Source organism: Burkholderia sp. LMU1-1-1.1 (assembly GCF_040675865.1).
In the GTDB taxonomy this organism is placed as follows: Bacteria; Pseudomonadota; Gammaproteobacteria; order Burkholderiales; family Burkholderiaceae_D; genus Rugamonas.
The window spans coordinates 1-23,188 of sequence record NZ_JBEGHG010000008.1 but is presented as its reverse complement, the minus strand read 5'-3'; the positions used below and the strand labels follow the sequence as shown (position 1 = coordinate 23,188).

At 63.5% G+C, this 23,188-nt stretch carries 18 protein-coding genes and 1 rRNA gene; 6 read left to right on the top strand and 13 right to left on the bottom strand.

Going from position 1 to position 23,188, the window contains the following annotated elements; translation table 11 throughout:
- Window positions 1–100 precede the first annotated feature (100 nt).
- The gene (locus tag MRBLMU1_RS08835) at window positions 101–1,021 is read left to right on the top strand and encodes a LysR family transcriptional regulator (protein ID WP_363499823.1); all 921 of its coding nucleotides are present in this window, start codon (window positions 101–103) and stop codon (window positions 1,019–1,021) included.
- 117 nt (window positions 1,022–1,138) lie between these two features.
- Here MRBLMU1_RS08835 and MRBLMU1_RS08830 read toward each other — a convergent pair whose 3' ends face one another.
- The 5 genes from MRBLMU1_RS08830 to MRBLMU1_RS08810 all read right to left on the bottom strand — a co-directional run bounded on the left by MRBLMU1_RS08830 (window position 1,139) and on the right by MRBLMU1_RS08810 (window position 5,855).
- Window positions 1,139–2,575 carry an amidohydrolase family protein gene (locus tag MRBLMU1_RS08830; protein ID WP_363499821.1) on the bottom strand — a complete coding sequence of 479 codons (1,437 nt, stop codon included), beginning with the start codon at window positions 2,573–2,575 and terminating at the stop codon, window positions 1,139–1,141.
- 44 nt (window positions 2,576–2,619) lie between these two features.
- Entirely contained in the window at window positions 2,620–3,312 is a 693-nt protein-coding gene (locus MRBLMU1_RS08825; protein WP_363499819.1) for an amino acid ABC transporter permease, read from the bottom strand.
- Entirely contained in the window at window positions 3,312–4,043 is a 732-nt protein-coding gene (locus MRBLMU1_RS08820; RefSeq protein WP_363499817.1) for an amino acid ABC transporter permease, read from the bottom strand. The genes MRBLMU1_RS08825 and MRBLMU1_RS08820 overlap by 1 nt, the downstream gene beginning before the upstream one ends.
- A 16-nt stretch (window positions 4,044–4,059) precedes the next feature.
- Window positions 4,060–5,040: an amino acid ABC transporter substrate-binding protein gene (locus MRBLMU1_RS08815; protein ID WP_363499815.1), complete on the bottom strand. Its 981-nt coding sequence runs from the start codon at window positions 5,038–5,040 to the stop codon at window positions 4,060–4,062.
- A gap of 89 nt (window positions 5,041–5,129) precedes the next feature.
- A complete protein-coding gene (locus tag MRBLMU1_RS08810) occupies window positions 5,130–5,855 on the bottom strand; it encodes an amino acid ABC transporter ATP-binding protein (protein WP_363499813.1) in 726 nt (241 codons plus the stop codon).
- A 248-nt stretch (window positions 5,856–6,103) separates the two neighbouring features.
- Between MRBLMU1_RS08810 and MRBLMU1_RS08805 the strand changes: the two genes are divergently transcribed.
- Window positions 6,104–7,366, top strand: coding sequence for a dicarboxylate/amino acid:cation symporter (locus MRBLMU1_RS08805; protein ID WP_363499811.1), 1,263 nt, complete (start codon window positions 6,104–6,106; stop codon window positions 7,364–7,366).
- A 145-nt stretch (window positions 7,367–7,511) separates the two neighbouring features.
- Here the strand turns inward: MRBLMU1_RS08805 and MRBLMU1_RS08800 are convergent, their stop codons facing one another.
- Together MRBLMU1_RS08800 and MRBLMU1_RS08795 are read right to left on the bottom strand one after the other, a co-directional pair.
- Window positions 7,512–8,927 (bottom strand): M20/M25/M40 family metallo-hydrolase, encoded by a 1,416-nt coding sequence (locus tag MRBLMU1_RS08800; RefSeq protein ID WP_363499809.1) that lies wholly within the window; start codon window positions 8,925–8,927, stop codon window positions 7,512–7,514.
- A gap of 126 nt (window positions 8,928–9,053) precedes the next feature.
- Window positions 9,054–10,913: an ABCB family ABC transporter ATP-binding protein/permease gene (locus MRBLMU1_RS08795; protein WP_363499807.1), complete on the bottom strand. Its 1,860-nt coding sequence runs from the start codon at window positions 10,911–10,913 to the stop codon at window positions 9,054–9,056.
- A gap of 61 nt (window positions 10,914–10,974) precedes the next feature.
- Between MRBLMU1_RS08795 and MRBLMU1_RS08790 the strand changes: the two genes are divergently transcribed.
- Together MRBLMU1_RS08790 and MRBLMU1_RS08785 are read left to right on the top strand one after the other, a co-directional pair.
- Window positions 10,975–11,424, top strand: a complete 450-nt coding sequence (locus MRBLMU1_RS08790; RefSeq protein ID WP_090324820.1) for an acyl-CoA thioesterase — start codon at window positions 10,975–10,977, stop codon at window positions 11,422–11,424.
- Between the two features lie 19 nt (window positions 11,425–11,443).
- Window positions 11,444–13,015 (top strand): alkaline phosphatase D family protein, encoded by a 1,572-nt coding sequence (locus MRBLMU1_RS08785; protein ID WP_414646053.1) that lies wholly within the window; start codon window positions 11,444–11,446, stop codon window positions 13,013–13,015.
- Between the two features lie 34 nt (window positions 13,016–13,049).
- On the opposite strand, the gene MRBLMU1_RS08780 is transcribed toward MRBLMU1_RS08785, so the two are convergent.
- The 4 genes from MRBLMU1_RS08780 to MRBLMU1_RS08765 all read right to left on the bottom strand — a co-directional run bounded on the left by MRBLMU1_RS08780 (window position 13,050) and on the right by MRBLMU1_RS08765 (window position 19,834).
- Window positions 13,050–14,726 carry a long-chain-fatty-acid--CoA ligase gene (locus MRBLMU1_RS08780; RefSeq protein WP_363499802.1) on the bottom strand — a complete coding sequence of 559 codons (1,677 nt, stop codon included), beginning with the start codon at window positions 14,724–14,726 and terminating at the stop codon, window positions 13,050–13,052.
- A 2-nt stretch (window positions 14,727–14,728) separates the two neighbouring features.
- Window positions 14,729–16,420, bottom strand: a complete 1,692-nt coding sequence (locus tag MRBLMU1_RS08775; RefSeq protein ID WP_363499800.1) for a long-chain-fatty-acid--CoA ligase — start codon at window positions 16,418–16,420, stop codon at window positions 14,729–14,731.
- A 189-nt stretch (window positions 16,421–16,609) separates the two neighbouring features.
- Entirely contained in the window at window positions 16,610–17,746 is a 1,137-nt protein-coding gene (locus MRBLMU1_RS08770) for an aminopeptidase (RefSeq protein ID WP_363499798.1), read from the bottom strand.
- Between the two features lie 9 nt (window positions 17,747–17,755).
- Window positions 17,756–19,834: a molybdopterin-containing oxidoreductase family protein gene (locus tag MRBLMU1_RS08765; RefSeq protein ID WP_363499796.1), complete on the bottom strand. Its 2,079-nt coding sequence runs from the start codon at window positions 19,832–19,834 to the stop codon at window positions 17,756–17,758.
- Window positions 19,835–19,993: 159 nt separating this feature from the next.
- Here MRBLMU1_RS08765 and MRBLMU1_RS08760 point away from each other — a divergent pair, with 159 nt between their 5' ends.
- The gene (locus MRBLMU1_RS08760; protein WP_363499794.1) at window positions 19,994–21,187 is read left to right on the top strand and encodes a M20 aminoacylase family protein; all 1,194 of its coding nucleotides are present in this window, start codon (window positions 19,994–19,996) and stop codon (window positions 21,185–21,187) included.
- A gap of 200 nt (window positions 21,188–21,387) precedes the next feature.
- On the opposite strand, the gene MRBLMU1_RS08755 is transcribed toward MRBLMU1_RS08760, so the two are convergent.
- Window positions 21,388–22,233, bottom strand: a complete 846-nt coding sequence (locus MRBLMU1_RS08755) for an NAD(P)-dependent oxidoreductase (protein WP_363500145.1) — start codon at window positions 22,231–22,233, stop codon at window positions 21,388–21,390.
- 161 nt (window positions 22,234–22,394) lie between these two features.
- Here MRBLMU1_RS08755 and MRBLMU1_RS08750 point away from each other — a divergent pair, with 161 nt between their 5' ends.
- On the top strand, window positions 22,395–22,937 hold the full coding sequence (locus MRBLMU1_RS08750) for an acyloxyacyl hydrolase (protein WP_363499792.1): 543 nt from the start codon (window positions 22,395–22,397) through the stop codon (window positions 22,935–22,937).
- Window positions 22,938–23,069: 132 nt separating this feature from the next.
- Here the strand turns inward: MRBLMU1_RS08750 and rrf are convergent.
- Window positions 23,070–23,182: ribosomal RNA gene (gene rrf / locus MRBLMU1_RS08745) — 5S ribosomal RNA — on the bottom strand.
- Window positions 23,183–23,188: the final 6 nt, after the last annotated feature.

The following is a 23,188-nucleotide window of genomic DNA, read 5'->3' as shown; positions in this document are numbered from 1 at the left end:
TCCTCGGGAAGTGGATGACAGTGAAGCCATCATCCATTGTTTCTCCTAGTGGATAAATAGCATAAAATGAATTCACTGATCCACTGATGGAGCAATCCCAATGACACTGCTGGCGAGTATGGAGCTGTTTGTGGCGGTGGCGAACGCCAAAGGCTTTCGCCGCGCGGCCGAGCAGCTGGACATGCCCAATTCGACGCTCTCGCGCCGCATCTCCGATCTGGAAAAGGAAATCGGCGTGCGCCTGTTCCACCGCTCCACCCGCAAAGTGGAGCTGACGGAAGCGGGCCAGGCGTACTTCCGCCGCTGCCAGGGCATCGTCGCCGAGGCGCGCATCGCGCACGAATCGCTGATGGAGCTGGCCGAGCGTCCCAGCGGCCTGCTGCGCGTGTCGATGCCGGTCGACCTGGCGATCAGCTATCTGGCGCCAGCGATCAAGCGCTTCGGCGAGCTGTATCCGCTGATCGATTTCGAAATGGATCTGACCCCGCGCCGCATCGACCTGGTGACGGACGGTTTCGACTGCGCGATCCGTATCGGCGCGCCGCCACCGACGCCGTCCACGTTGATCTCCAGGCAGATCGGCCTGCTGCCGCGCTATCTGTTCGCCGCGCCGGAGTACCTGCGCGACGCGCCGCCGCTCAAGCATCCGCAAGACCTCGCGCACCACCAATGCGTGATCCAGGCGGCGTCGGGAAAGCAATCGCGCTGGACGCTCACGTCGGGAAAACAAAGCACCACGGTCGACGTCTCCGGCCGCTACTGCGCCAACAACGTCAGCATGTGCCGCACGTTGGCGACGCTCGGCGTGGGCATCGCCATCTCGGCGGGGCCGGAGATGCGCGACGACGCCCTGCGCGGCACGCTGGAGCGCGTACTGCCCGAATGGGACGTCTCGCCCGCGCCGGTCCACGCGATCATCGAATCGCGCCTGATCCCGTCGCGCGTGCGGCTGTTCATCGACTTCATGCAGACCAGCCTGAAGGACTACGCGGCGCACGCGGGAGCTCGGGGTCAAGTCTGACATTCGGACACGGCCCCATCTTCAACCAGCAACACCCCACACCCGAATGACAGTTGGCCATCCACATTACAGATCAGTCCGTGTCCGAATGCCAGACTTGACCCCCGTAGTTCGTAGTTACTGCGACGACACCCACTCCTTGGTATCGGCCAGCATCTTGTCGAGCTGGGCGCGGTCGTAGACTTTTCCCCGGCTGACGACAGCGCGGATCTGCCGCGTGGCGGCGATGTCGAGCAGCGGATTCGCATCCAGCACCAGCAGATCGGCCGTCTTGCCGGCGTCGATCGCGCCGTAGCGATCCAGCTTGCCGAGGAAGCGCGGCCCGTTGATCACCGCCGTCCGCAACGCCTGCGCGGGCGTCAGGCCATACCGCACATACAGGCCGATTTCGTCGTGCAGCGCTTGGCCGGGATAGTCGTACGAGTTCAAAAAGCCGGCGTCGGTGCCGGCGATGATGCTGACGCCCTCCCGCTCCAGCAATGGCAGAAGCGCTGCCGATTTCTCGAACGTCGCCTTGCGCAGTGCGATCGCGTCGGCGTCGTCCTGCGCCGCGCGCTGCACGCGCCATTCGTACGTCGCGCGCAAGCCTTTGCCGATGTACTGCAACGCCGGGTCGTGCGAATGATCGTCACGGTCCAGATAGGCGATCACCCGCGATACCGACAACGTCGGCACCACCGCCGTGCCTTTTGATGCCATATAGCGGAAGGCGCCGAGCGCGGTCTGCTCGTCGTAGCTTTGCAAGCTCAGTTTCATCGCCTCCTTGCCGGTCAGCGTGCCCGCCGCCACCCGGGCGGTCAGCTCGCGTTCGCGCGGCGTGGCGGCGCGCAGCAGATACGATTGATGTTCCACCGTTCCGAGGCCGGCGTCGAACATCTGCGATAGCGTCATCTGCACCGGCACGTGGCCCGACGTGCGCATGCCGCGCGCTTTGGCCTGGCGCAGCGCTTCCAGATACATCTCCGGTTTGAGCGTGTTCTCGGTGATCTTGACGAAATCGACCTTCTGCGCCTGCAAACCGTCAAGCGCCTTGCCCACCTCTTCCGGCGTGCCGACTTCGATGGTGCCCTTCCAAAGCGGCTTATAGCCTTCCAGCTTGGCGCCGGAGGTGAAGATGGTCGGCCCTTCGAGCTGGCCTGACTTGATCTGGTCGCGCCAGGCCAGCACGGTGTCCGGCAGGTCGCCGGAGCAATCGCGTACGGTGGTGATGCCGTTGGCGAGATACAGCGGCAGCAAATGCTTGTTCTCGTCGATCAGCGCCGGGCCGCCGCCGAAATGCACATGGGTGTCCCACAATCCCGGCATCAGATATTTGCCGGGCAGGCGCATCGTCTTGCTGGCGGTGTAGCCCGATAGCTGTCGGTCGTCCACCACGGCCAGGATACTACCGTCCTTCACCACCACCGATTTGCCTTTAATGGTGGCGCCGTTGGCGACGTCGATCAACGTGGCCTGCGTGAGCACCAGATCGGCGGCGATTTTATCGGCGGCGTGCGCGCTGGCGAGCAGTCCGAGCGTCAGCAAGGCGCCGGCGATTTTCTTCATGAATGGCATGCGATGTCATTTGATTGGTTCGAGTCGCACGATACTAACAGAGCCTAGCGCACGATCGCCACGCGCTTGTGCAGCTGCCGCGCGAGCCACGACAACAGGCAGCACAGCACGAAGTAGACCAGCGCCACAAAGGTGTACATCTCCACCAGCCGGCCGTCGCGCTGGGCCACCTTGCTGGCCGCGCCGACGAAATCCGGCACCGACAGCACGTACACCAGCGAGACGTCCTGGAACAGCACGATGGTCTGCGTCAGCAGCACCGGCAGCATGTTGCGGAAGGCCTGCGGCAGCACGATGCGTCCCATCGTCTGCCAGTAGCTCAATCCCAAAGCCTGCGCCGCCAGCACCTGCCCGCGCGGTATCGCCTGTATGCCGCCGCGCATGATCTCGCAGTAGTACGCGGCCTGGAACAAGGTGAACGTGATCAGCGCCGACCAGAACGTGCCGACCTTGACCGGCTCCTGCGCGCCGATCACCCACGCCGCCATGTACGGCACCAGGAAGTAGAACCAGAAGATCACCAGCACCAGCGGCACCGCGCGTATCAGGTTGACGTAGGCGGCGGCCACCAGCGCCAGCGGCGGAAAGCTGGACATGCGCCCCAGCGCCAGCAACGTGCCCAGCGCCACGCCGCCCAGCATCGACAGCACCGTCAGCTCCAAGGTGAACGCCATGCCGACCTGGAACAGGTAGACCCACGAGTTGGCGATGACGCTGGTGTCGAATTGGGCGAACATCAGCGGCCTCCCAGGGTGCCGGGAAGCGCGAGGCGGTGCTCCAGCCAGCGCATGGCGGCGATCACCACCAGGTTGACCACCACATATATCAGCGTGGCGGCGGTGAAGGCTTCAAACACCTGGAAGGAAAATTCCTGGATCGCGCGGGCGCTGGCGGTCAACTCCATCAGGCCGATGGTCAGCGCCACGGAGCTGTTCTTGATGATGTTGAGGAATTCGCTGGTCAGCGGCGGCAGGATCATGCGCACCGCCAGCGGCAGCAGCACGAAACGGTAGGTCTGCGGCAGGTCAAGCCCCAGCGCCAGCGCGGCCAGGCGCTGTCCACCGGCCAGCGCCTCGATGCCGGCGGTGACCTGCACAGCCACCCGCGCCGACGTGAAGAAGCCGAGGCACAGCACCGCCGTCACGAAGGGCGCGTTGGGCAGGGACTTGAGCCAGTCGCCGCCGGCCGGCGGCAGCAGTTCCGGCATCACGAAGAACCACAGGAACATCTGCACCAGCAAAGGCACGTTGCGGAATAGCTCGACGTAGCCGGTGCCCACCATCCGCAGCCAGCGGTTGGGCAAGGTGCGCATGGCGCCGACCGCGAAGCCCAGCGCCAGCGCGATCGCCCAGCCGGCCAGCGACGTCGCCATCGTCCAGGCCAGGCCGGACAGCAGCGTGTCCCAGTACGTTTGCACGCCGTCCGGCGACATCTCCCAGAAGATGTTCCAGTTCCATTGGTAGTTCATCGCGACGCGCCGCCGCTTATTTCTTGGCGTCGGTCTTCTGCGCGGCCGGCGCCGGCGCCGCCGTTACCGCGTACGCCGCCGGATCGGGCGAATCGGTCGGCTTGGCGATGACCGCCTTGAGCGTCGCCGGCATCGGGAAATTCAGGTTGATGCCGCGCGGCGGGATGGTGCTCATGAACCACTTGTCGTAGGTCTTGGAGAATTCCGGCGACTGGTAGAACTGCTTCAGCGCCGCGTCGACCACCGCCTTGAAGGCCGTGTCGCCACGCCGCATCATGATCCCGTACGGCTCGACCGACAACGCCTCCGGCAGGATCGTGTACTCGCCCGGGTTGCGGGCGGTGGCGACCTGGCTGGCCAGGAGGATGTCGTCGTTGGCTTCGGCGGCCGCGCGCCCGGTCTCCAGCATCAGGAACGATTCGGGATGGTCCTTGCCGACGGCGATGGTCATGCCCAGTTTGCGCTCGTTGTTCAGCATCGTCATCTGCTTGAGGGTGGTGGTGCCGGCGGTGGCCACCAGGGTCTTGCCCTTCATGTCGGCCAGGCTGCGGATGTTCGACGCCTTCTTGACCAGCAGCCGGTTGGAGATGACGAACATGGTGGGCGCGAATGCCACCTGCTTCTGGCGCTCGGCGTTGTTGGTGGTCGAGCCGCATTCGAGATCGATGGTGCCGTTGGCCATCAGCGGGATGCGGTTGGCGGCGGTGACGGGATTCATCACCACCTTCAGGCCGGACAGCCCCAAATGCTTCTCGATCGCCGCCACCGCCTTCAGGCAGAGGTCGACCGAGTAGCCCTGGTACTGCTGCTTGTCGTCGAGGTAGGAGAAGGGGATGGAGCCGTCGCGCACACCGAGCGTGATGGTGCCGGTGCGCTTGATCTTGGCCAGCGTGCCGCCGGCTTCCTGGGCGGCGGCGGGGCCGGCGAAGGCGCCGATGGCGAAGACCGCGGCGGCGGCGATGATGGCAGAACGATAGAGCACTCGCGGTAACGACATGATTCCTCCTAAGAAAAATACAATGAACGTCAAGAACGACCCGCCGGCGGGCGCCGGCGCATGCTACCGATTACTGTTAGTGGATGAATCTAATGAATGATACGCGCCAGGAAGTCCCGGGCGCGCTCGGACCGCGGCGCGCCGAAGAATTCATCCTTGCCGCAGTCCTCCAGTATCCGCCCCTTGTCCATGAAGACGACCCGGTTGGCCACCTTCCTGGCGAATCCCATCTCGTGCGTGACCACCATCATCGTCATGCCCTCCTGCGCCAGGCCGACCATCACGTCGAGCACCTCGTTGATCATCTCCGGGTCCAGCGCGGAGGTGGGCTCGTCGAACAGCATCGCGATCGGGTCCATCGACAGCGCGCGCGCGATCGCCACGCGCTGCTGCTGGCCGCCGGACAGCTGATTCGGATATTTGTCCTGCTGCGACAGCAGGCCGACCCGGTCCAGGTACTGCAGGCCGCGCGCGTTGGCCTCGTCCTCGCCGCGCCCGAGCACCTTGGTCTGGCCCAGGGTCAGGTTCTGGCGCACCGACAGGTGCGGGAACAGCTCGAAATTCTGGAACACCATGCCGATGCGGGCGCGCAGCTTGGGCAGATCGGTGCCCTTGGCGCCGACCGAGATGCCGTCAACCACGATTTCGCCCTGCTGAAACGGCTCGAGGCCGTTGACGGTCTTGATCAGGGTCGACTTGCCCGAACCGGACGGCCCGCAAATGACCATCACGTCCCCTTTGGAAACGCTGGTGGTGCATTCGGCCAATACCTGGAACTGGCCATACCACTTGCTCAGATTATTTATCGCTATCATATTTTTGGCAAAGTTAGAGTGCCCGCGACAGGTGTGTGGACCTGCGTCCACGCGAACTTGACAGTACCCTTGACCACAAGGATACTGCGGAACTTGCTCAATGTTTCATCAGCTTACAAAGCTGCATTGGCTGGATCATACCTCCACATTGCGGGGAAATGACATTATTTTGTACGAGACTGCGCTTTGGCGGACTAATCCCGCCACAGCCGGCGTCCATAGAGACACTACCATGGAAAACAGAGAACATGCCTAAACAAAGTCGTTTGACCACTTACATCCTGATCGCGCTGGCGCTAGGTATCCTTACGGGCTACATCGTTCATGCCAACATGGAAAACCCCGTCGGTTTCGCCGATTCGATGTCGCTGATTACGACCTTGTTCCTGCGCCTGATTAAGATGATCATCGCGCCGCTGGTGTTCTCGACCCTGGTCGTCGGCATCGCGCGCATGGGCGACGCCAGCGAAGTGGGCCGCATCGGCATCAAGACCATGGGCTGGTTCTTCATCGCCTCGGTCATGTCGCTGAGCCTGGGCCTGGTGCTGGTCAACCTGTTCCGTCCGGGCGACGCGTTGCTGGGCCACATGGCCGCCACCGCCACGGCCAAGGTCGAGCTGGCCACGTCCAGCCTGACGTTGAAGGACTTCGTCACCCACCTGGTGCCGGCGTCGATCGTCGACGGCATGGCCAAGAACGAGATCTTGCAGATCGTTATCTTCTCGCTGTTCTTCGGCTCGGCGGCGGCCGCCGTCGGCAAGAAGGCCGAGATCATGGTCGACGCGCTCGACGGCGTCGCCCACGTGATGCTCAAGGTCACCGGCTACGTGATGAAGTTCGCGCCGATCGCCGTGTTCGCCGCCGTCGCCGGCGTCATCGCCAAGAGCGGCCTGGGCGTGCTGTCGACCTACGGCGTGTTCATGGCCGAGTTCTACTTCGGCATTGTCCTGCTGTGGTGCTTGCTGATCTTCGCCGGCTTCCTGTTCCTCAAGGGCCGCGTGTTCGGCCTGATGAAGGAATTGCGCGGCCCGGCGCTGCTGGCCTTCTCGACCGCCTCGAGCGAAGCGGCCTATCCGAAAACGCTGGAAGGCCTGGAGCGCTTCGGTGTGCGCAACCGGATCGCCGCGTTCGTGCTGCCGATCGGCTACTCGTTCAACCTGGACGGCTCGATGATGTACTGCACCTTCGCCACCGTGTTCATCGCCCAGGCGTACGGCATCGAAATGTCGCTGGGCCAGCAGATGACGATGATGATGGTGCTGATGCTCACCTCCAAGGGCATGGCCGGCGTGCCGCGCGCCTCGCTGGTGGTGATCGCCGCCACCCTAAGCCAGTTCAACATCCCCGAGGCGGGCATGTTGCTGCTGCTCGGCATCGACCACTTCCTCGACATGGCGCGTTCCGCGACCAACGTCATCGGCAACGGCGTCGCCACGGCGGTCGTCGCCAAGTGGGAGGGCGAGCTGCTCGAACCGGGTCAGGAAGATGAGATGGTAAAAGACGCCGCATAAAAAGCGACCGCGCAAAGCAAAGGCCACCGTCAGGTGGCCTTTTTTAATCCGGGGTCAGGTCCACCATTTCTACACGGACCCGGCCGTATCAGCGCTCCAAGGTCCAGTCCGTGTAGAAATGGTGGACCTGACCCTGGAGTTGCTGCTACTGGTTGGCGTAGATTTTCACCAGCTCGTGCAGGAAGGTGCGGCCTTCCATCAACGATTGCACGCCGATGTATTCGTTCAGGCCGTGGATGTTGCCCAGGTCCGGCGTAAGGAAGATGCCGCTGATGCCGTACGTCGGAATCCCGGCAGCGTTCAGGAACTGTCCATCGGTGGCGCCGGACTGCAGGATCGGCATCACCGGCACGCCCGGCCACATCTTCGCCGTCATGCGTTCGACCGGCTCCAGGATCGCTTTGGTCAACACGGGCGGTGCCGAGTTCTCGCCGCGTATCTCCAGCGTTTCCACCTTCACCGCCGGGTCGTCGATCGCTTTGACCAAGGTTTGACGCACTTCTTCCTGCGTCACGCCGGGGAAGATGCGGCAGTTGATGTTGGCGCGGGCGCGCTGCGGCAGCGCGTTGGTGGCGTGGCCGGCGTCGAGCAAGGTCGCGACACACGTGGTGTGCAGCATCGCCCCCCAGCTGGAGTCGGTCGACGATACCAGCGCGACCGCCTTGGCGTCGCCCGGGTTCTTGACCACGGCCAGCATGGCGTCGGCGACGTCCTTGTGGCCGGCCGCCGCCTGGATCTTCGACATGCCGTTCAGGTAACCACGGCTGCCGTCGGCCAGCTGGATCGGGAATTCGTAGCCTTCGACTTTCTTCAACGCGGCCGCCAGCCGGTAGATGGCGTTGTCCTTTTGGGGGCGCGAACTGTGGCCGCCGCGATTGGTCACTTCCAGACGGTAGTTCTGCGCGACCTTCTCGCCCGCCTGCACCGTCATCGAGACGCGCTTGCCGGCGGCATTGAGCTCGCCGCCCGCGCCTTCGTTGAGCGCATAGCCGGCGTCGATCAGGTCGCGCTTGTTCTTCGTCAGCCATTCGGCGCCGTTGAAGGCGCCGGCCGTCTCCTCGCCGCAGGTCAGCGCCATCTTCAAGGTGTGCCGCGGCTTGAAGCCTTCCTTCTTGAAGCGGATCAGCGAGTCGGCCCAGATCGCCGCCTGCGCCTTGTCGTCCAGCGCGCCGCGCGCGTAGAACTTGCCGTCCTCCTCGATCAACGTGAACGGGTCGCGCACCCAGTCCTCGCGCTTGGCCTCGACCACGTCGATGTGCGCCAGCAGCAGGATGGCCTTGGCCTTCGGGTCGCTGCCCGGCAGGATGGCGACCAAGCCGCCCTCCTTCGGGAACTTGGGATCGGCGAAGGGATGCAGGTCGGCTTCCGGGAAGCCGGCCGCTTTCAGGCGCGTGGCGATGCGTTCGGCGGCCAGGGTACAACTACCCGACGACAAGGTGGTGTTGGTTTCGACCAGCTCTTTGTAGAGGGCTCGGAATTGCTGTTCTGTGGGGTCGGCGTAGGCATTCTGCATACACGCCACCAGCGCGGTGACAGCACCCAGGACAAAGCGTGACTTCATGGTCGGTTCCTTATCAACGTGAAAAAATCATTGGGGGTCAAGTCTGTCATTCGGACACGGCCTCATCGGCGATACGGTACAGCACGTGTCCGAATGACAGACTTGACCCCCGGGTGTTTGGACGGGTTATTCCGCGCGCACAGCGTCCTCGGGCGACGCGGTAAGTTCTTCTTCGGCCTTTGCCTGCTGCCGCTGCCACATCTGCGCGTACAGGCCATCGGCCGCCAGCAGCGTTTGGTGCGTGCCGCGTTCGACGATGCGGCCGTGATCGAGCACCAGGATCTGCTGCGCGTCGGCCACCGTCGACAGGCGGTGCGCGATGACCATCGTGGTGCGGCTTTTGGCGATTTCCTTGAGCTGCGCCTGGATCGCTTGCTCGGCCTTCGAGTCCAGCGCGGACGTGGCTTCGTCGAAGATCAGGATGGCGGGATTCTTCAGCAAGGTGCGGGCGATGGCCACGCGCTGCTTTTCGCCGCCCGACAGCTTCAGACCGCGCTCGCCGACCATCGTGCCGTAACCGTCGGGCAGGCTTTCGATGAAGTCGTGGATCGATGCCGCGCGCGCCGCCGCGATGATCTGCTCCTTGCTGGCGCCCGGCTTGCCGTAGGCGATGTTGTATTCGATCGTGTCGTTGAACAGCACCGTGTCCTGCGGCACGATGCCGATCGCGTGGCGCACCGAGTCCTGCGTCAGCGAGCGCAGGTCCTGGCCGTCGATGGTGATGCCGCCGGCGTTGACCTCGTAGAAGCGGAACAGCAATCGCGACAACGTCGATTTGCCCGAGCCGCTGTGCCCCACCACCGCCGTCGTGGTGCCCGGGGCGATGGTGAAGTCGACGTCAAACAAAATCTGGCGCTTCGATTCGTAGCTGAAGTCGACGTGGCTGAAGCGCACCTGCGCGCCATGCGTGACCAGCGGCTGCGCGTCCTTGGCGTCGGCGATCTCGCGGTTCTGGTCCAGCAGCGAGAACAGTTTTTCCATGTCGGCCAGGCTTTGCTTGATCTCGCGGTAGATCACACCCAGGAAGTTGAGCGGAATATAAAGTTGGATCATGAACGAGTTGACCAGCACCAGATCGCCCAGGGTCATGGTGCCGTCGATGACGCCCACCGTGGCGCGCCACAGGATCAAGGTGACCGCAACGGCGATGATCATCGACTGCCCGGTGTTCAGCAGCGACAGCGATGTCTGCGATTTGACGGCGGCCGATTCGTAGCGTTGCAGGCCTTCGTCGTAGCGCTTGGCCTCGTAGTCCTCGTTGCCGAAGTATTTGACGGTCTCGTAGTTGATCAGCGAGTCGATGGCCTTGGTGTTGGCCTTCGAGTCCAGGTCGTTCATCGTGCGGCGGAAGTGCGTGCGCCAGTTGGTGACGACGACCGTGAAGGTGATGTACAACACCAGCGCGACGAAGGTGATCACCGAGAACCAGATGTCGTAGTGCAGAACCAGGTAGCCCAGCACCAGCGTGATCTCAACCAAGGTAGGCAGGATGTTGAACAGCGTGTAGGAGATCAGCGAGCCGACCGCGCGCGTGCCGCGTTCGATATCGCGCGTCATGCCGCCGGTCTGGCGGTTCAGGTGGAAGCGCAGCGACAGCGCGTGCAGGTGGCGGAACACTTGCAGCGCGATGGTGCGCACGGCGCGCTGCGTGACGCGCGCGAACAGGAATTCGCGCAGCTCGGTGAACAGGGTGGTCGAGACACGCAGCACGCCGTAAGCCACCAGCGCGGCGACCGGCAGCACCAGCAGCGCCTGCGGATGCGATGGCGTGATCGTCAGCGAATCGATCAGTTTTTTCATCACCACCGGCACGCCGACGTTGGCCAGCTTGGCGCCGACCAGGCAGCACAGCGCCAGCAACACGCGCCATTTGTAGACCCACAGGTAGGGGATCAGTGTCTTCAGGGTGGCGGCATCGCTGCGGGTCGGTGTGGAGGCGGCGGCTGTGCCGACGGGGTCTGGCGGGGAATTCGGGTAACGGCGCATGGCGGATGTCGGCTTTTTATGGTTCAATCCCGGTAATTGTAGCCCCTGAAGAGAATTCACGATGACCACGCCCGAAAATCCAACACCCATCGCCGTCACCACGGTCAATCGCGGCCTGCCGGCCGGCAAAATGCCGGAACTGCGCATGATGCCGTCGCCGTCCGATGCCAATGTCTACGGCGATGTCTTCGGCGGCTGGATCATGTCGCAGGTCGATATCGCCGGTTCGCTGCCGGCCACCCGCCGCGCCAACGGCCGCGTGGCGACGATCGCCGTGAACTCCTTCCTGTTCAAGAATCCGGTGTTCGTGGGCGACCTGCTGTCGTTCTATGCTGATATTGTCAAGGTTGGCAATACGTCCATTACCGTCAACGTCGAGGTGTACGCGGAGCGCAACCGCCTGCAGGCCGATACCGTCAAGGTGACCGAGGCGGTGCTGACCTATGTCGCCACCGACTCGGACCGCAAGCCGCGCAAGGTGCCGCCGATCGAAACGCTGATGCATCCGTGATCGCCCGGTGACCACCCGGGTGGACGCGCAACGCCGCATCTTCCTCGCCGCGCTGGCGGCATCGGCCAGTGCCGGCGCTGGCGCCCTCCCCGCCGTCCCGGCGGGCGCCGGCAACGCCGGCTATCCGTTCAGCCTTGGCGTCGCCTCCGGTTCTCCCCTGCCCAACGCGGTCGTCATCTGGACCCGCATCCTCCACGATCCGCTCAACGCGGCCGCCATGCCGCGGCTGGCCATCGCCGTGCGCTGGGAAGTGGCCGAGGATGAGCGCTTCAGCCGCATCGTCGCCAAGGGCACGGCCAACGCCGCGCCGCAGCTGGCGCACAGCGTCCATGTCGACGTCACCGGCCTTTCGCCGGCGCGCTGGTACTGGTATCGCTTCATGCTGGGAGACGCCGTAAGCCCCATCGGCCGCACCCGCACCGCGCCGGCCGCCGACACGATGCCGGACCAGCTCAAGCTCGCCGTGGCATCCTGCCAGCACTGGGAGTTCGGCACCTACGCCGCGCACCGCCACATCGCCGCCGCGTCGCCCGATCTGGTGGCCTTCCTGGGCGATTACATCTACGAGTGGGGGCCGTACCAGCCGCGCCATCCAAAAAGCGCCGTGCGGTCCCATGAGAGCTTCACGCTGGCCGACTACCGCAACCGCTACGCCCAGTACAAGAGCGATCTCGATCTGCAGGCCGCGCACCACGCCGCGCCGTGGATCGTTACCTGGGATGACCACGAAGTCGCCAACGATTACGCCAATGACCGCGACGAGCGTCTGAATCCGAAGTTCCTGGAACGGCGCGCGGCGGCATATCAGGCGTTCTACGAGCATATGCCGGTGCGGCTGGTGCTGCCCAAGCCTGGCGACTTCGCCAACATGCGCATCTATCAGCGCTACGACTGGGGAAGGCTGGCGCGCTTCCATGTGCTGGACGACCGCCAGTACCGCGCCTGGCAGGCTTGTCCTCCGGCGGGACGCGGCGGCTCGTCGTCCGTGGTGCGGCGCCAGTGCGCGGCGCTTGGCGACACCCAACGCACGATGCTGGGCGAGGTGCAGCAGCGCTGGCTGGACGATGGCCTGAAGTCGTCGCGCGCGCGCTGGAACATCCTGGCGCAGCAGACGCTGATGGCGCAAAACAGCCAGGTGCCGTTCAAGAGCGAGGGCGACACGCGCATCTGGACCGATGGCTGGGATGGTTATCCGATGGCGCGCCGGCGTCTGCTCGACGGGCTGGCCATCAGCAAGGCGAGCAATCCGTTGATCCTGTCCGGCGACGTGCACAGCTTCTTCGCCGCCGAGATCAGCCGCGATCCGGCGCGTCCCCGGTCGGGAGCGAACGCGGTGCTGGCGACGGAATTTTGCGGCACGTCGATCACGTCGCCGTCGCGCCCGCAGTCGCGCACCGAGCAGTATGTGGCGATGAACCCGAGCATCAAGTACGGCCGCAGCGACAAGCGCGGCTTCATGCTGCTCAACATCACGCCGGCGGCGACCACCACGCATTTCGTCGGATTGAATGATGTGCACGACGCGGCCAGCGGCATCGCGACCGCCGCCAGTTTCGTCGTGCAAAACGGCCGGCCGCGATTGGAGACATAAAAAAATCGCCTGCGAACAGGCGATTTTTTGAAATTTACGCGGCGGCCTTCGGCTTCTCGTCGCGCAGCTGGCGCCGCAGGATCTTGCCGACGTTGGTCTTCGGCAGCTCGTCGCGGAACTCGATGAACTTCGGCTTCTTGTACGCCGTCAGCTCGTGCTTGCAGTAATCCAGCAACTGCTCGGCCGTCAGGTTCGGATCCTTGCGCACCACGAACAGCTTGACCGCCTCGCCCGAGTTCTGGTCCGGCACGCCGATGCACGCCACTTCCAGCACGCCCGGATGCGCCGCCACCACGCCCTCGACCTCGTTCGGATACACGTTGAAGCCAGACACGATGATCATGTCCTTCTTGCGGTCGACGATGCGCGTATAGCCGCGCTCGTCCATGATGCCGATGTCGCCAGTCTTGAAGAAGCCGTCGGCCGTCATCGTCTTGGCGGTCTCGTCCGCACGGTTCCAGTAGCCGGCCATCACCTGAGGACCGCGAATCGCGATCTCGCCGGTCTGGCCCAGCGGCACCGGATTGCCGTCGTCGTCGAGGATCTGCACCTCGGTCGACGGAATCGGCAGGCCGATGGTGCCGGTGAATTCCTTGATGTCGACGCGGTTGGCGGTGGCCACCGGCGACGTCTCCGACAAACCATAACCTTCGATGATCGGCGTGCCGGTCACTTTCAGCCACTTGTCGGCCACGGCCTTCTGCACGGCCATGCCGCCGCCATTGCACACCGAGTAGCTGGAGAAGTCGAGCTTGGAGAACTCCGGATTGTTCAGCAGCGCGTTGTACAAGGTGTTCACCGCCGGGAACACCGCCACGCGGTACTTCGACAGTTCCTTGACGAAGCCGGGGATGTCGCGCGGATTCGGAATCAGCAGGTTCAACCCGCCCATGCGCATGCCCATGAAGGCGCTGATGGTGAGCGAATAGATGTGGTACAGCGGCAGCGCGGCGACGAACACGATCTGCTCGGGCTGCTGCTTGAACTGCAGCCAGGCCTCGTTCTGCAGCACGTTGGCGATGATGTTCCGGTGCAGCAGGATCGCGCCCTTGGAGACACCTGTGGTGCCGCCCGTGTATTGCAGGAAGGCGATATCGTCGTGCCCCTGCTTGACCGGCTGCAAGGTCATGTTGGCCGCCTCGGACAGCATCTTCTTGTACGAAATCGAACCGGGCAGCGAGAACGCCGGCACCAGCTTCTTGACCTTGCGCACCACCAGGTTGACGATCGCGCCTTTCAGCGTGCCCAGCATGTCGCCCATGGTGGCGACGATCACGTGCTTGACCTTGGTGTGCGAAATCACCTGCTCCACCGTGGTGGCGAAGTTCTCCAGCACGATGATCGCTTCCGAGCCCGAGTCCACCAGCTGGTGCTGCAACTCGCGCGGCGTGTACAGCGGATTGACGTTGACCACCGTGTAGCCGGCGCGCAGGACGGCGGCCATCGCCACCGGATATTGCAGCACGTTCGGCATCATGATCGCCACGCGCGCGCCCGGCTGCAGGCCCTTGCTTTGCAGCCAGGCGCCCATGCGCAGCGACAGCTTGTCCAGCTCGCCGTAGGTGAGGAATTTATCCATGCACACGTAGGCGTTGCGGTCGGCGTATTTGCGGAACGATTCTTCCAGCAGATGCGTGACCGAACGGTATTGCGTCGGGTCTATCTCCGCCGGCATGTTTTCGGGGTAGGACTTGAGCCAGATTTTTTCCATCTTTATGCAGCCTTTTTCTTCTCGTTGGTATGTTCGTCCCGCAGCACGCGCCGCAGGATCTTACCGACATTGGTTTTTGGCAGTTCCTCGCGGAACTCTATGTATTTCGGTTTTTTGTAGCCGGTCAATTGCTCTTTGCAGTAGGCCATCAACTGGTCGGCGGTGAGGCTGGGGTCCCTGCGCACCACGAATACCTTGACCGCCTCGCCCGAGTGCTCGTCCGGCACGCCGATGCAGGCGCATTCCAGCACGCCCGGATGGGCGGAGATCACGCCCTCCAGCTCGTTCGGGTAGACGTTGAAGCCGGAGACCAGGATCATATCCTTCTTGCGGTCGACGATCTTGGTGTAGCCGTTCTCGTCCATCACGCCGATGTCGCCGGATTTGAAGAAGCCGTCGGCGGTCATCACCTTGGCCGTCTCGTCCGGACGGTTCCAGTAGCCGGCCATCACCTGCGGGCCGCGAATGGCGATCTCGCCTGGCTGTCCCGGCGGCACCTCGTTGCCGTCGTCATCGAGGATGGCGATGTCGGTCGACGGCATCGGCAAGCCGATGGTGCCGGTGAACTCGGCGATGTCGGTGCGGTTGCAGGTGGCCACCGGCGACGTCTCGGACAGGCCGTAGCCCTCGACGATGGGGACGCCCGTCACCTTGCGCCAGCGGTCGTTGACCGATTGCTGCACCGCCATGCCGCCGCCGTTGCACACCTTCAGCGCGGAGAAATCCAGGTGCACGAAATCGGGATGGTTCAGCAACGCGTTGTACAGCGTGTTGACCGCGGGCAGCATGTGGAAGCGGTACTTGTCCAGCTCCTTGATGAAGCCGCCGATGTCGCGCGGATTCGGTATCAGGATGTTGAGCGCGCCCACGCGCGTGCCCCACATGGCACAGGCCGTCAGCGCAAAGATGTGGTACAGCGGCAGCGCCGCGACGATGACGATCTGCTCGGACAGGCCGCCCATCGCCGGGTGGCCCCACGCTTCCGTTTGCAGCAGGTTGGCGATCACGTTCTTGTGCGTCAGCACGGCGCCTTTGGCCACGCCGGTGGTGCCGCCGGTGTATTGCAGGAAGGCCGGATCGTCCTGGGTCACTTCGACCGGCGTCAGCTTCATGCCGCCGCCCTGCGACAGCGCGGCCTTGAAGCGCACCGCGTTCGGCAGCGAGAACGGAGGCACCAGCCGCTTGACGTTGCGCACGACGAAGTTGACCAGCATGCCTTTCGGTCCGCCCAGCATCTCGCCGATGCTGCCGACCAGGATGTGCCGCACCTGGGTCCGGCCCAACACCTGTTCAAGCGTGTTGGCGAAGTTCTCCAGGATGATGATGGCCTCGCAGCCGGAGTCGTTGAGCTGGTGCTCGAGTTCGCGCGGGGTATACAGCGGATTGATGTTGACCACCGTGTAGCCGGCGCGCAGGATGGCGGCGATGGCGATCGGATATTGCAACACGTTGGGCAGCATGATGCCGACGCGCGCGCCCTTCTTCATGGCGCGGCTCTGCAGCCAGGCGCCGATGCGTTTGGAGTGGGCGTCGACCTCGGCGTAGGTCAGGAACTTGTCCATGCAGACGTAGGCGTTGCGGTCCGCGAACTTATGAAAAGACTCCTCCAGCAACTGCACCAGCGACCGGTACTGCGTTGTGTCGACTTCCGTCGGCATGCCGGGCGGATAGGACTTCAACCAGATTTTCTCCATCCTGTGCCTCTCGTCTCATTATCATTATCGTCGCGGCGCACAGTGCCGCTCCAGGGCAGGTGGGGTCGTCTGCGCGAACAGCCTGGCCTGCTTATGATGCGATGCTATCGGGCACGCAGCCCGGACGCAAGCGCATTTAAGCATAATTAGAACATCGCTTCTAACGGCTTTTTATGCTGCACAGCAGCATCAGCGTACGCCTTCGGCGATGGTGGCTTGCTGCTGCGGTCGGGCGAGGCGCTCGGCGTCGAGCATTGCGAGGCGGGTGAGGTGGTCCAGCTGCTGCTGGCGTTGAGCGAAATCAAGCAAAGCCAATTTTTGCGCCGCACCATAAAATCGCACGAACGTTCGCTCCTGCTTCATCAGCTCGCGGAAGGCGGGCAGATAATCGTGGTAAGTTCCCACAGCGCTGAGGTGGGCGTTGGTCAGCGGCTCGGCGAACCAGCGGTCGTAACCGGCGTAGCCGCCCCAGCTTTCCTTGAGTTTCTGGTAGTCCGATTTCAGGTGGGCGAAGATGCGGGCCTTCTCGGCGCGGCGGTGGCGGGTGCTGGTCTTGCTGGCATAGTTATCGGCCAGCATCTGGCGGTGCTTGACCAGTAGCGCCAGGAAGTCCTGGCGGCGCGCGTTGTTGCGCACGTAGCTCTCGCGCATCTCGGGCGTGCCGTACAGTTCCAGCCAGCGCTGCACGCCGGCCTCCTCGACGGCGGTGGCGAAGCTCTCGTTGAACTGGGTATCGCCCTGCACATACACGACCTGATGCGAGAGCTCATGGAACACCATGCGCGCCAGCTCGGCGTCGGAATAATTGATGAAGGTCGACAGCAGTGGATCGCTGAACCAGCCCAAGGTGGAGTACGCCGGCACGCCGCCGACCTGGACGTCGTTGCCCTCTTCGCGCAGTTCGTCGGCATAGGCGGTGGCGTCGGCCTTGCTGTAATAGCCGCGGTAGCTAACGCAGCCGGCGATCGGGAAGCACCACTGGATCGGCCGCAACGACAGCTCCGGCGTGGCCACCACGTTCCACAGCACAAACGGACGCGACAGCGCGGCGTAGTTCTTGTAGCTGGCGTTGTTGGGAAGGCCCAGTTCCTGCACCGCGAAGCGACGGATCAGCAGGGCTTTTTCGAGGCGGGCCTTGAGGCGGGGATCGGTGTTCGGATCACCCAGCCAGTCGTCGATCGGACGGGCGTCCGACCACAGCGCGTACTGGCCCTGCGCGGCCTGTACGTAGTACCGCAGCTGGGCGCAACCGGCCAGCAGAAGTACGGAGCATGCCGTCGCGAGCCAGTATTTGGCCCGCATGACACGGCGGAGAAAATTGCGCATATGCTACCTTCAAGCAACGACTCTTTCAATCTCTACGAGTGTATCGTAAAAAGTCGGGGCGCGGCCCATGTCGGTGAGGCGTTGGCTGGTGACCTCATTGGCGTTTTTGCCATCCTTCGCTAGCTTCTTCCACCACACTGACAAACCGACAACCAGGCCCGGACGGGCCTTGTCCGTGACGCGCGCCTTGGCGATAAAACTGCCTCTGTCATTGTGGATGCGCACCATATCGGCGTCCGAAATACCGCGTTTCGCGGCGTCGTCGGGATGGATGTCGAGGTGCGGTTCGCCCTCCGCGGAGCGTAAACTCTTGACGTTTACAAATGACGAATTCAAAAAGTTTCGCGCGGGCGGGGAGATCATCGCCAGAGGATATTTTTTCGCAAGTTGAGGGTTGCTAGCAACAGATTCGTACGGAGGTAGATAAGTCGGCAACGGATCGAGTCCGTCGGCCTCCATCGCGGCGGAATAGAACTCGCATTTGCCCGACGGCGTCGTGAAGCCGCCCTGTGCGAACGGGGCCTCCGGCATGTTGAGCTTTTGCCAGCCCTTCAGTTTCAACGACTCCCAGTCGAAGTGCACGGCGCGCGCGTCCTTGGTGTTGAAGGCGATCGATGCCAGTTCGTCATCGCTGTCGCGGAAGCATGGATCGTCGAAGCCCATCGCCGCCGCCAGCAGGCGGAAGATCTCGGTGTTGGGCTTGGACTCGCCCAGCGGCGCGATGGCGGCGTTGTTGGCCATCATGTACAGGTGGCCGAAGGAGGTGTGCGTGTCGACGTGCTCGAGCTGCGTGGTGGCCGGCAGCACGATGTCGGCGTAGTCGACGGTGTCGGTCTGGAAGTGCTCGAGCACGACGGTGAACAGGTCCTCGCGCGCGAAGCCCGCCGCGACCTTCGACGAGTCCGGCGCGATCGCCACCGGGTTGGAGTTGTAGACGATGACGGCCTCCACCGCCGGCCCGAACTCGGGCGAGGCCGGGCGCAGCAGGTCGTCGCCGATGGTGGTCATGTTGATGGTGCGCGGCATCGACTTGAGCAGGTCGGGCCGCTGCAGCGCCACCTTGTTGGACGGGAAGGAGCCGCTCGACGACAACTGGATGCCGCCGGCCGCGTGGCGCCAGGCGCCCACCAGCGCCGGCAAGCAGGCGATGTTGCGCACGGCGGTGCCGCCGCCGCGCACCCGCTGCACGCCGTAGTTGACGCGGATCGCCACCGGCTCGCCGGCCTTGGCCATGCCGCCGTACAGGCGTGCCAGGTCGACCACCTCGGCCGCGGTGATGCCGCAGGTGGCGGCGACGCGCTCCGGCGTCCATTCGGCGACGCGCGCTTTTAACTGCGCGAAGCCGAGCGTATGCAGCGCGATGTAGTCATGATCGAGCAAGTCCTCGGCGATTAGCACGTGCATCAGGCCCAGCGCCAGCGCGGCGTCGGTGCCCGGCAGCGGCGCGATGTGCTGGTGGCATTTCTCCGCCGTCAGCGAGCGGTAAGGGTCGATGGCGATCAGCTTCGCGCCGTTGCGCTTGGCTTCCTGCGCACGCGTCCAGAAGTGCAGGTTGGAGGCGATCGGATTGCCGCCCCAGATGATGATCAGTTTGGCGTTCTGGAACTGCTCCATGTCGGTGCCGACCGACGCGCCTATCGTGTACTTGTAGCCGGTCGCGCCGGCGGTGGCGCAGACGGTTCGGTCCAGCAGCGAGGCGCCGATCTTGTTGAAGAAGCGCGAGGACATCGACTCGCCCTGCAGCAGGCCCATCGTGCCGCAGTAGCTGTACGGCAGGATCGCTTCCGGCGCGCGCGCGGCGATCGGCTTGAGCCTAGCGGCGATGGCGGCCAGCGCCTCGTCCCAGCTGATGCGCTCGAACTTGCCCTCGCCCTTTTTGCCGACCCGGCGCAGCGGGTGCAGCAGGCGCTCGGCGTGGTAGGTGCGCTCGGTGTAGCGCGCCACCTTGGTGCACAGCACGCCGGCGGTGGTCGGATGGTCCGGATCGCCCTTGACGGCGGTCGCGACGCCGTCCTCCACGGTCACCAGCAAGGCGCAGGTATCGGGGCAGTCGTGCGGGCAGACCGCGCGAACTTGTGTGGTTGTCATTATCAAAAGTCCAAAAAGCGTACACTGAAAGCAGTATCGTAAACCATTACGGGGCGCTGGATACCAAGCTTGGGGCCGCTCTGGATAAACTCGTACGACAAGGGCTACAATGGCTATTCTCGCCGCCCACAAGGCGGGCGACCCATTTTGGAGAAGCAAATGAAACTAGTTGATCCCATCATTGCCTTTCAGTCCGAATTACAGCACATCCGGCGCGACCTGCATGCCCATCCGGAACTCTGCTACGAAGAGCAGCGCACTTCCGACGTGGTGGCGGCCAAGCTGACGGAATGGGGCATCCCCGTGATTCGCGGCCTCGGCCTCACCGGCGTGGTCGGGATCATCAAGAACGGCAGCTCGCCCCGCGCGATCGGCCTGCGCGCCGACATGGACGCGCTGCCGATGCAGGAGGTCAACACGTTCCCGCACGCGTCACGCCATCCGGGCAAGATGCACGCCTGCGGGCACGACGGCCACACCGCCATGCTGCTGGGCGCGGCCAAGCATCTGGCCGAGAACCGCCACTTCGACGGCACCGTGTACGTGGTGTTCCAGCCGGCCGAGGAAGGTGGCGCCGGCGCGAAGCGCATGATCGAGGACGGCCTGTTCGAGCAATGTCCGATGGACGCCATCTACGGCATGCACAACTGGCCCGGCATTCCGTCCGGCCATATGAGTGTAGTCGAGGGGCCGATGATGGCTTCCAGTAACGAGTTTTACCTGACAATCAAGGGCAAGGGCGCGCACGCGGCCCAGCCGCACAAGGGCATCGATCCGGTGATGGTGGCGGTGCAGATCGCGCAGAGCTGGCAGACCATTATCTCCCGGCAGAAAAGTCCGCTGGATACGGCGGTGCTGTCGATTACGCAGATCCATGCGGGCAGCGCCACCAATGTGATTCCGGACGAGGCCAAGATGGTTGGCACCGTGCGCACCTTCACCACGCCGGTACTGGACATGATCGAGACGCGCATGGGCGAGATCGCGCGGCACACGGCGGCGGCGTTCGGGGCGGAGGTGGAATACAAGTTCCGACGAAATTATCCGCCGTTGGTGAATCATTCGGCCGAGACGCGCTTTGCGGTCGAGGTAATGAAGGAAGTGGTTGGCGCGGACAAGGTCGATGACAACGTCGAGCCGACCATGGGGGCTGAGGATTTCGCGTTCTTCCTGCAGGCCAAGCCGGGGTGTTATATCTTTATCGGCAATGGCGAGGGTGACCATCGCGATGGCGGCCATGGCCTGGGGCCGTGCGTGCTGCACAATGGCAGTTACGATTTCAACGACAACCTGTTACCGGTTGGTGCCAGTTTCTGGGTGCGGCTCGCCGAGAAGAGTTTGCCTCTCAATTAAGACGGCCCCAGATTTGACATGGAGACACGTGGGCGGATTAGCGAAGCGTAATCGGCCATGCATGCGCGGCCAGCGGCTCACAAATGGCCGATTACGGCGTTCCGCCTAATCCGCCCTACGTGTCTCCGTGGCATTCTGCCCCACAGAATCCCGCCCAACGTTTTACCGTGGCATTTCGGCGTCAGAGGTGCCAGCAACCGTTAAACACGGTCCGGGGCCTTGCCCACCCTTTGCCCAGGATTAAGCTGCTCCAACCCCACCAGCGCCGCCGAATGATCGGCCTGCGGCAGCGTCTCCGCCAACACCCGATACCGCTCCGTCACCAATTCCGTCACCGGCAGCGTCACCCCGGCCGCTTCCGCCGCCGCCAGGATATTGCGCTGATCCTTCAACTGCGTCGCGACCTTGCCGCCGGGGACGAAATTCCTCTCCAGCATGCGCTGACCATGCACATCCAGTATCTTGCTCTCGGCGAAGCCGCCACGGATCGCCGCTCGCATCGCCGCCGGGTCCGCGCCGGCAGCCTGCGCCAGCAACATCGCCTCGGCCACGATATTAATGGTCGCGCCGACGATCAACTGATTGCACAGCTTGGCCACCTGGCCGCTGCCGGCCGGCCCGACCAAGGTCGGCCGTCCCATCGCCGTCAGCACCGGCTCCACCTCGGCGAAGTCCGCCGGATCCCCTCCCGCCATGATCGCCAGCGTGCCCGCCGCCGCGCCGCCCACGCCACCCGACACCGGAGCGTCGACAAAGCGCCTGCCCTGCGCTTGCAACAGCGCATGAAACGCCTGCGCCTCCGCCTGCTGCGTCGAACTCATATCCACCCACAACGCGTCCGGCGCAAGGGCCGGCAAGGCGTCGCGCATCACTTGCTCCACGATTGGCCCCGCCTCCAGCATCGAGATAATGATGGCAGCGTCGCGCACGGCATCGTCCAGCCGCGCCTCCGGCAGCGCGCCGGCCGATGCCAGCGCTTCCGCCTTGGCGAAGGTGCGGTTCCACACCGTAACGGAATGGCCGGCCGCAAGCAGGCGGCGTACCATCGGGTCTCCCATCAAGCCAATACCGAGAAATGCGATTCGCATAGACAATTCTGCTCCTGGGCTAATCAAAAACAACGGTGCGCCGGAAGAAATTTCGGAACACCGGTACAATCTTGGCAGCCGTATACACACATGAATACAGCACTCAATACAAGGATACTATGTTCGCGAAAACAATGATGGCAGCAGCGGGGGCGCTGTTGATTAGCCAGGCCGCGATGGCCCAACAACTGATCGACTCGGTGTCGGTGGACTACGGCACGGCGTCGAAGCAGCGTATGGTGCGCCTGAGCGCAGCCAAGGATTGGGACGTGAAGTGGTTCCAGTCGAACGGCACGCACCTGAGCGGCTACTGGGAAGGTAGCGCCGGCTACTGGCGCCAGAACCAATACCGCAACGTGCCGGGTCAGGAGAAAAGCCTGTGGGACGTGGGCTTCACCCCGGTTTTCCGCTTCCAGAACGACAATAAGAAGGGGATTTTCTACGAAGCAGGCGTGGGTGTTCACCTTTTGTCCAGCCTGTATAGAAACGACGGCAAGGAATTGTCGACCGCTTTCCAGTTCGGCGATCACATTGGCATCGGCTACGTGATGCAGAACAATTGGGAAGTCGCACTTAAGTTGCAGCACTTCTCCAATGGCAGCATCAAGAGTCCCAATGGCGGCGCGAACTTCCTTGAAGTCAAAGCGGCGTACCACTTCTGATCAGCCGTAGAATCAAAAAAGGGCGCTTCCTCGAAGCGCCCTTTTTACGTCGCATGCCTCGCGTCGAACGGACGGGGCTTGAGACGCAAAAAAGCCCACCAGGATCACCTAGTGGGCTTCTTCTTATAACTAGCCTGACGATAACCTACTTTCACACTGGTTGCAGCACTATCATCGGCGCAGAGTTGTTTCACGGTCCTGTTCGGGATGGGAAGGGGTGGGACCAACTTGCTATGGTCATCAGGCATTGA

Excerpts from the sequence above, each read along its gene's own strand:
- MRBLMU1_RS08835 (WP_363499823.1), top strand. The coding sequence starts at position 101 with ATGACACTGCTGGCGAGTATGGAGCTGTTTGTGGCGGTGGCGAACGCC.
- MRBLMU1_RS08830 (WP_363499821.1), bottom strand. The coding sequence starts at position 2,575 with ATGCCATTCATGAAGAAAATCGCCGGCGCCTTGCTGACGCTCGGACTG.
- MRBLMU1_RS08825 (WP_363499819.1), bottom strand. The coding sequence starts at position 3,312 with ATGTTCGCCCAATTCGACACCAGCGTCATCGCCAACTCGTGGGTCTAC.
- MRBLMU1_RS08820 (WP_363499817.1), bottom strand. The coding sequence starts at position 4,043 with ATGAACTACCAATGGAACTGGAACATCTTCTGGGAGATGTCGCCGGAC.
- MRBLMU1_RS08815 (WP_363499815.1), bottom strand. The coding sequence starts at position 5,040 with ATGTCGTTACCGCGAGTGCTCTATCGTTCTGCCATCATCGCCGCCGCC.
- MRBLMU1_RS08810 (WP_363499813.1), bottom strand. The coding sequence starts at position 5,855 with ATGATAGCGATAAATAATCTGAGCAAGTGGTATGGCCAGTTCCAGGTA.
- MRBLMU1_RS08805 (WP_363499811.1), top strand. The coding sequence starts at position 6,104 with ATGCCTAAACAAAGTCGTTTGACCACTTACATCCTGATCGCGCTGGCG.
- MRBLMU1_RS08800 (WP_363499809.1), bottom strand. The coding sequence starts at position 8,927 with ATGAAGTCACGCTTTGTCCTGGGTGCTGTCACCGCGCTGGTGGCGTGT.
- MRBLMU1_RS08795 (WP_363499807.1), bottom strand. The coding sequence starts at position 10,913 with ATGCGCCGTTACCCGAATTCCCCGCCAGACCCCGTCGGCACAGCCGCC.
- MRBLMU1_RS08790 (WP_090324820.1), top strand. The coding sequence starts at position 10,975 with ATGACCACGCCCGAAAATCCAACACCCATCGCCGTCACCACGGTCAAT.
- MRBLMU1_RS08780 (WP_363499802.1), bottom strand. The coding sequence starts at position 14,726 with ATGGAAAAAATCTGGCTCAAGTCCTACCCCGAAAACATGCCGGCGGAG.
- MRBLMU1_RS08775 (WP_363499800.1), bottom strand. The coding sequence starts at position 16,420 with ATGGAGAAAATCTGGTTGAAGTCCTATCCGCCCGGCATGCCGACGGAA.
- MRBLMU1_RS08770 (WP_363499798.1), bottom strand. The coding sequence starts at position 17,746 with ATGCGCAATTTTCTCCGCCGTGTCATGCGGGCCAAATACTGGCTCGCG.
- MRBLMU1_RS08765 (WP_363499796.1), bottom strand. The coding sequence starts at position 19,834 with ATGACAACCACACAAGTTCGCGCGGTCTGCCCGCACGACTGCCCCGAT.
- MRBLMU1_RS08760 (WP_363499794.1), top strand. The coding sequence starts at position 19,994 with ATGAAACTAGTTGATCCCATCATTGCCTTTCAGTCCGAATTACAGCAC.
- MRBLMU1_RS08755 (WP_363500145.1), bottom strand. The coding sequence starts at position 22,233 with ATGGTACGCCGCCTGCTTGCGGCCGGCCATTCCGTTACGGTGTGGAAC.
- MRBLMU1_RS08750 (WP_363499792.1), top strand. The coding sequence starts at position 22,395 with ATGTTCGCGAAAACAATGATGGCAGCAGCGGGGGCGCTGTTGATTAGC.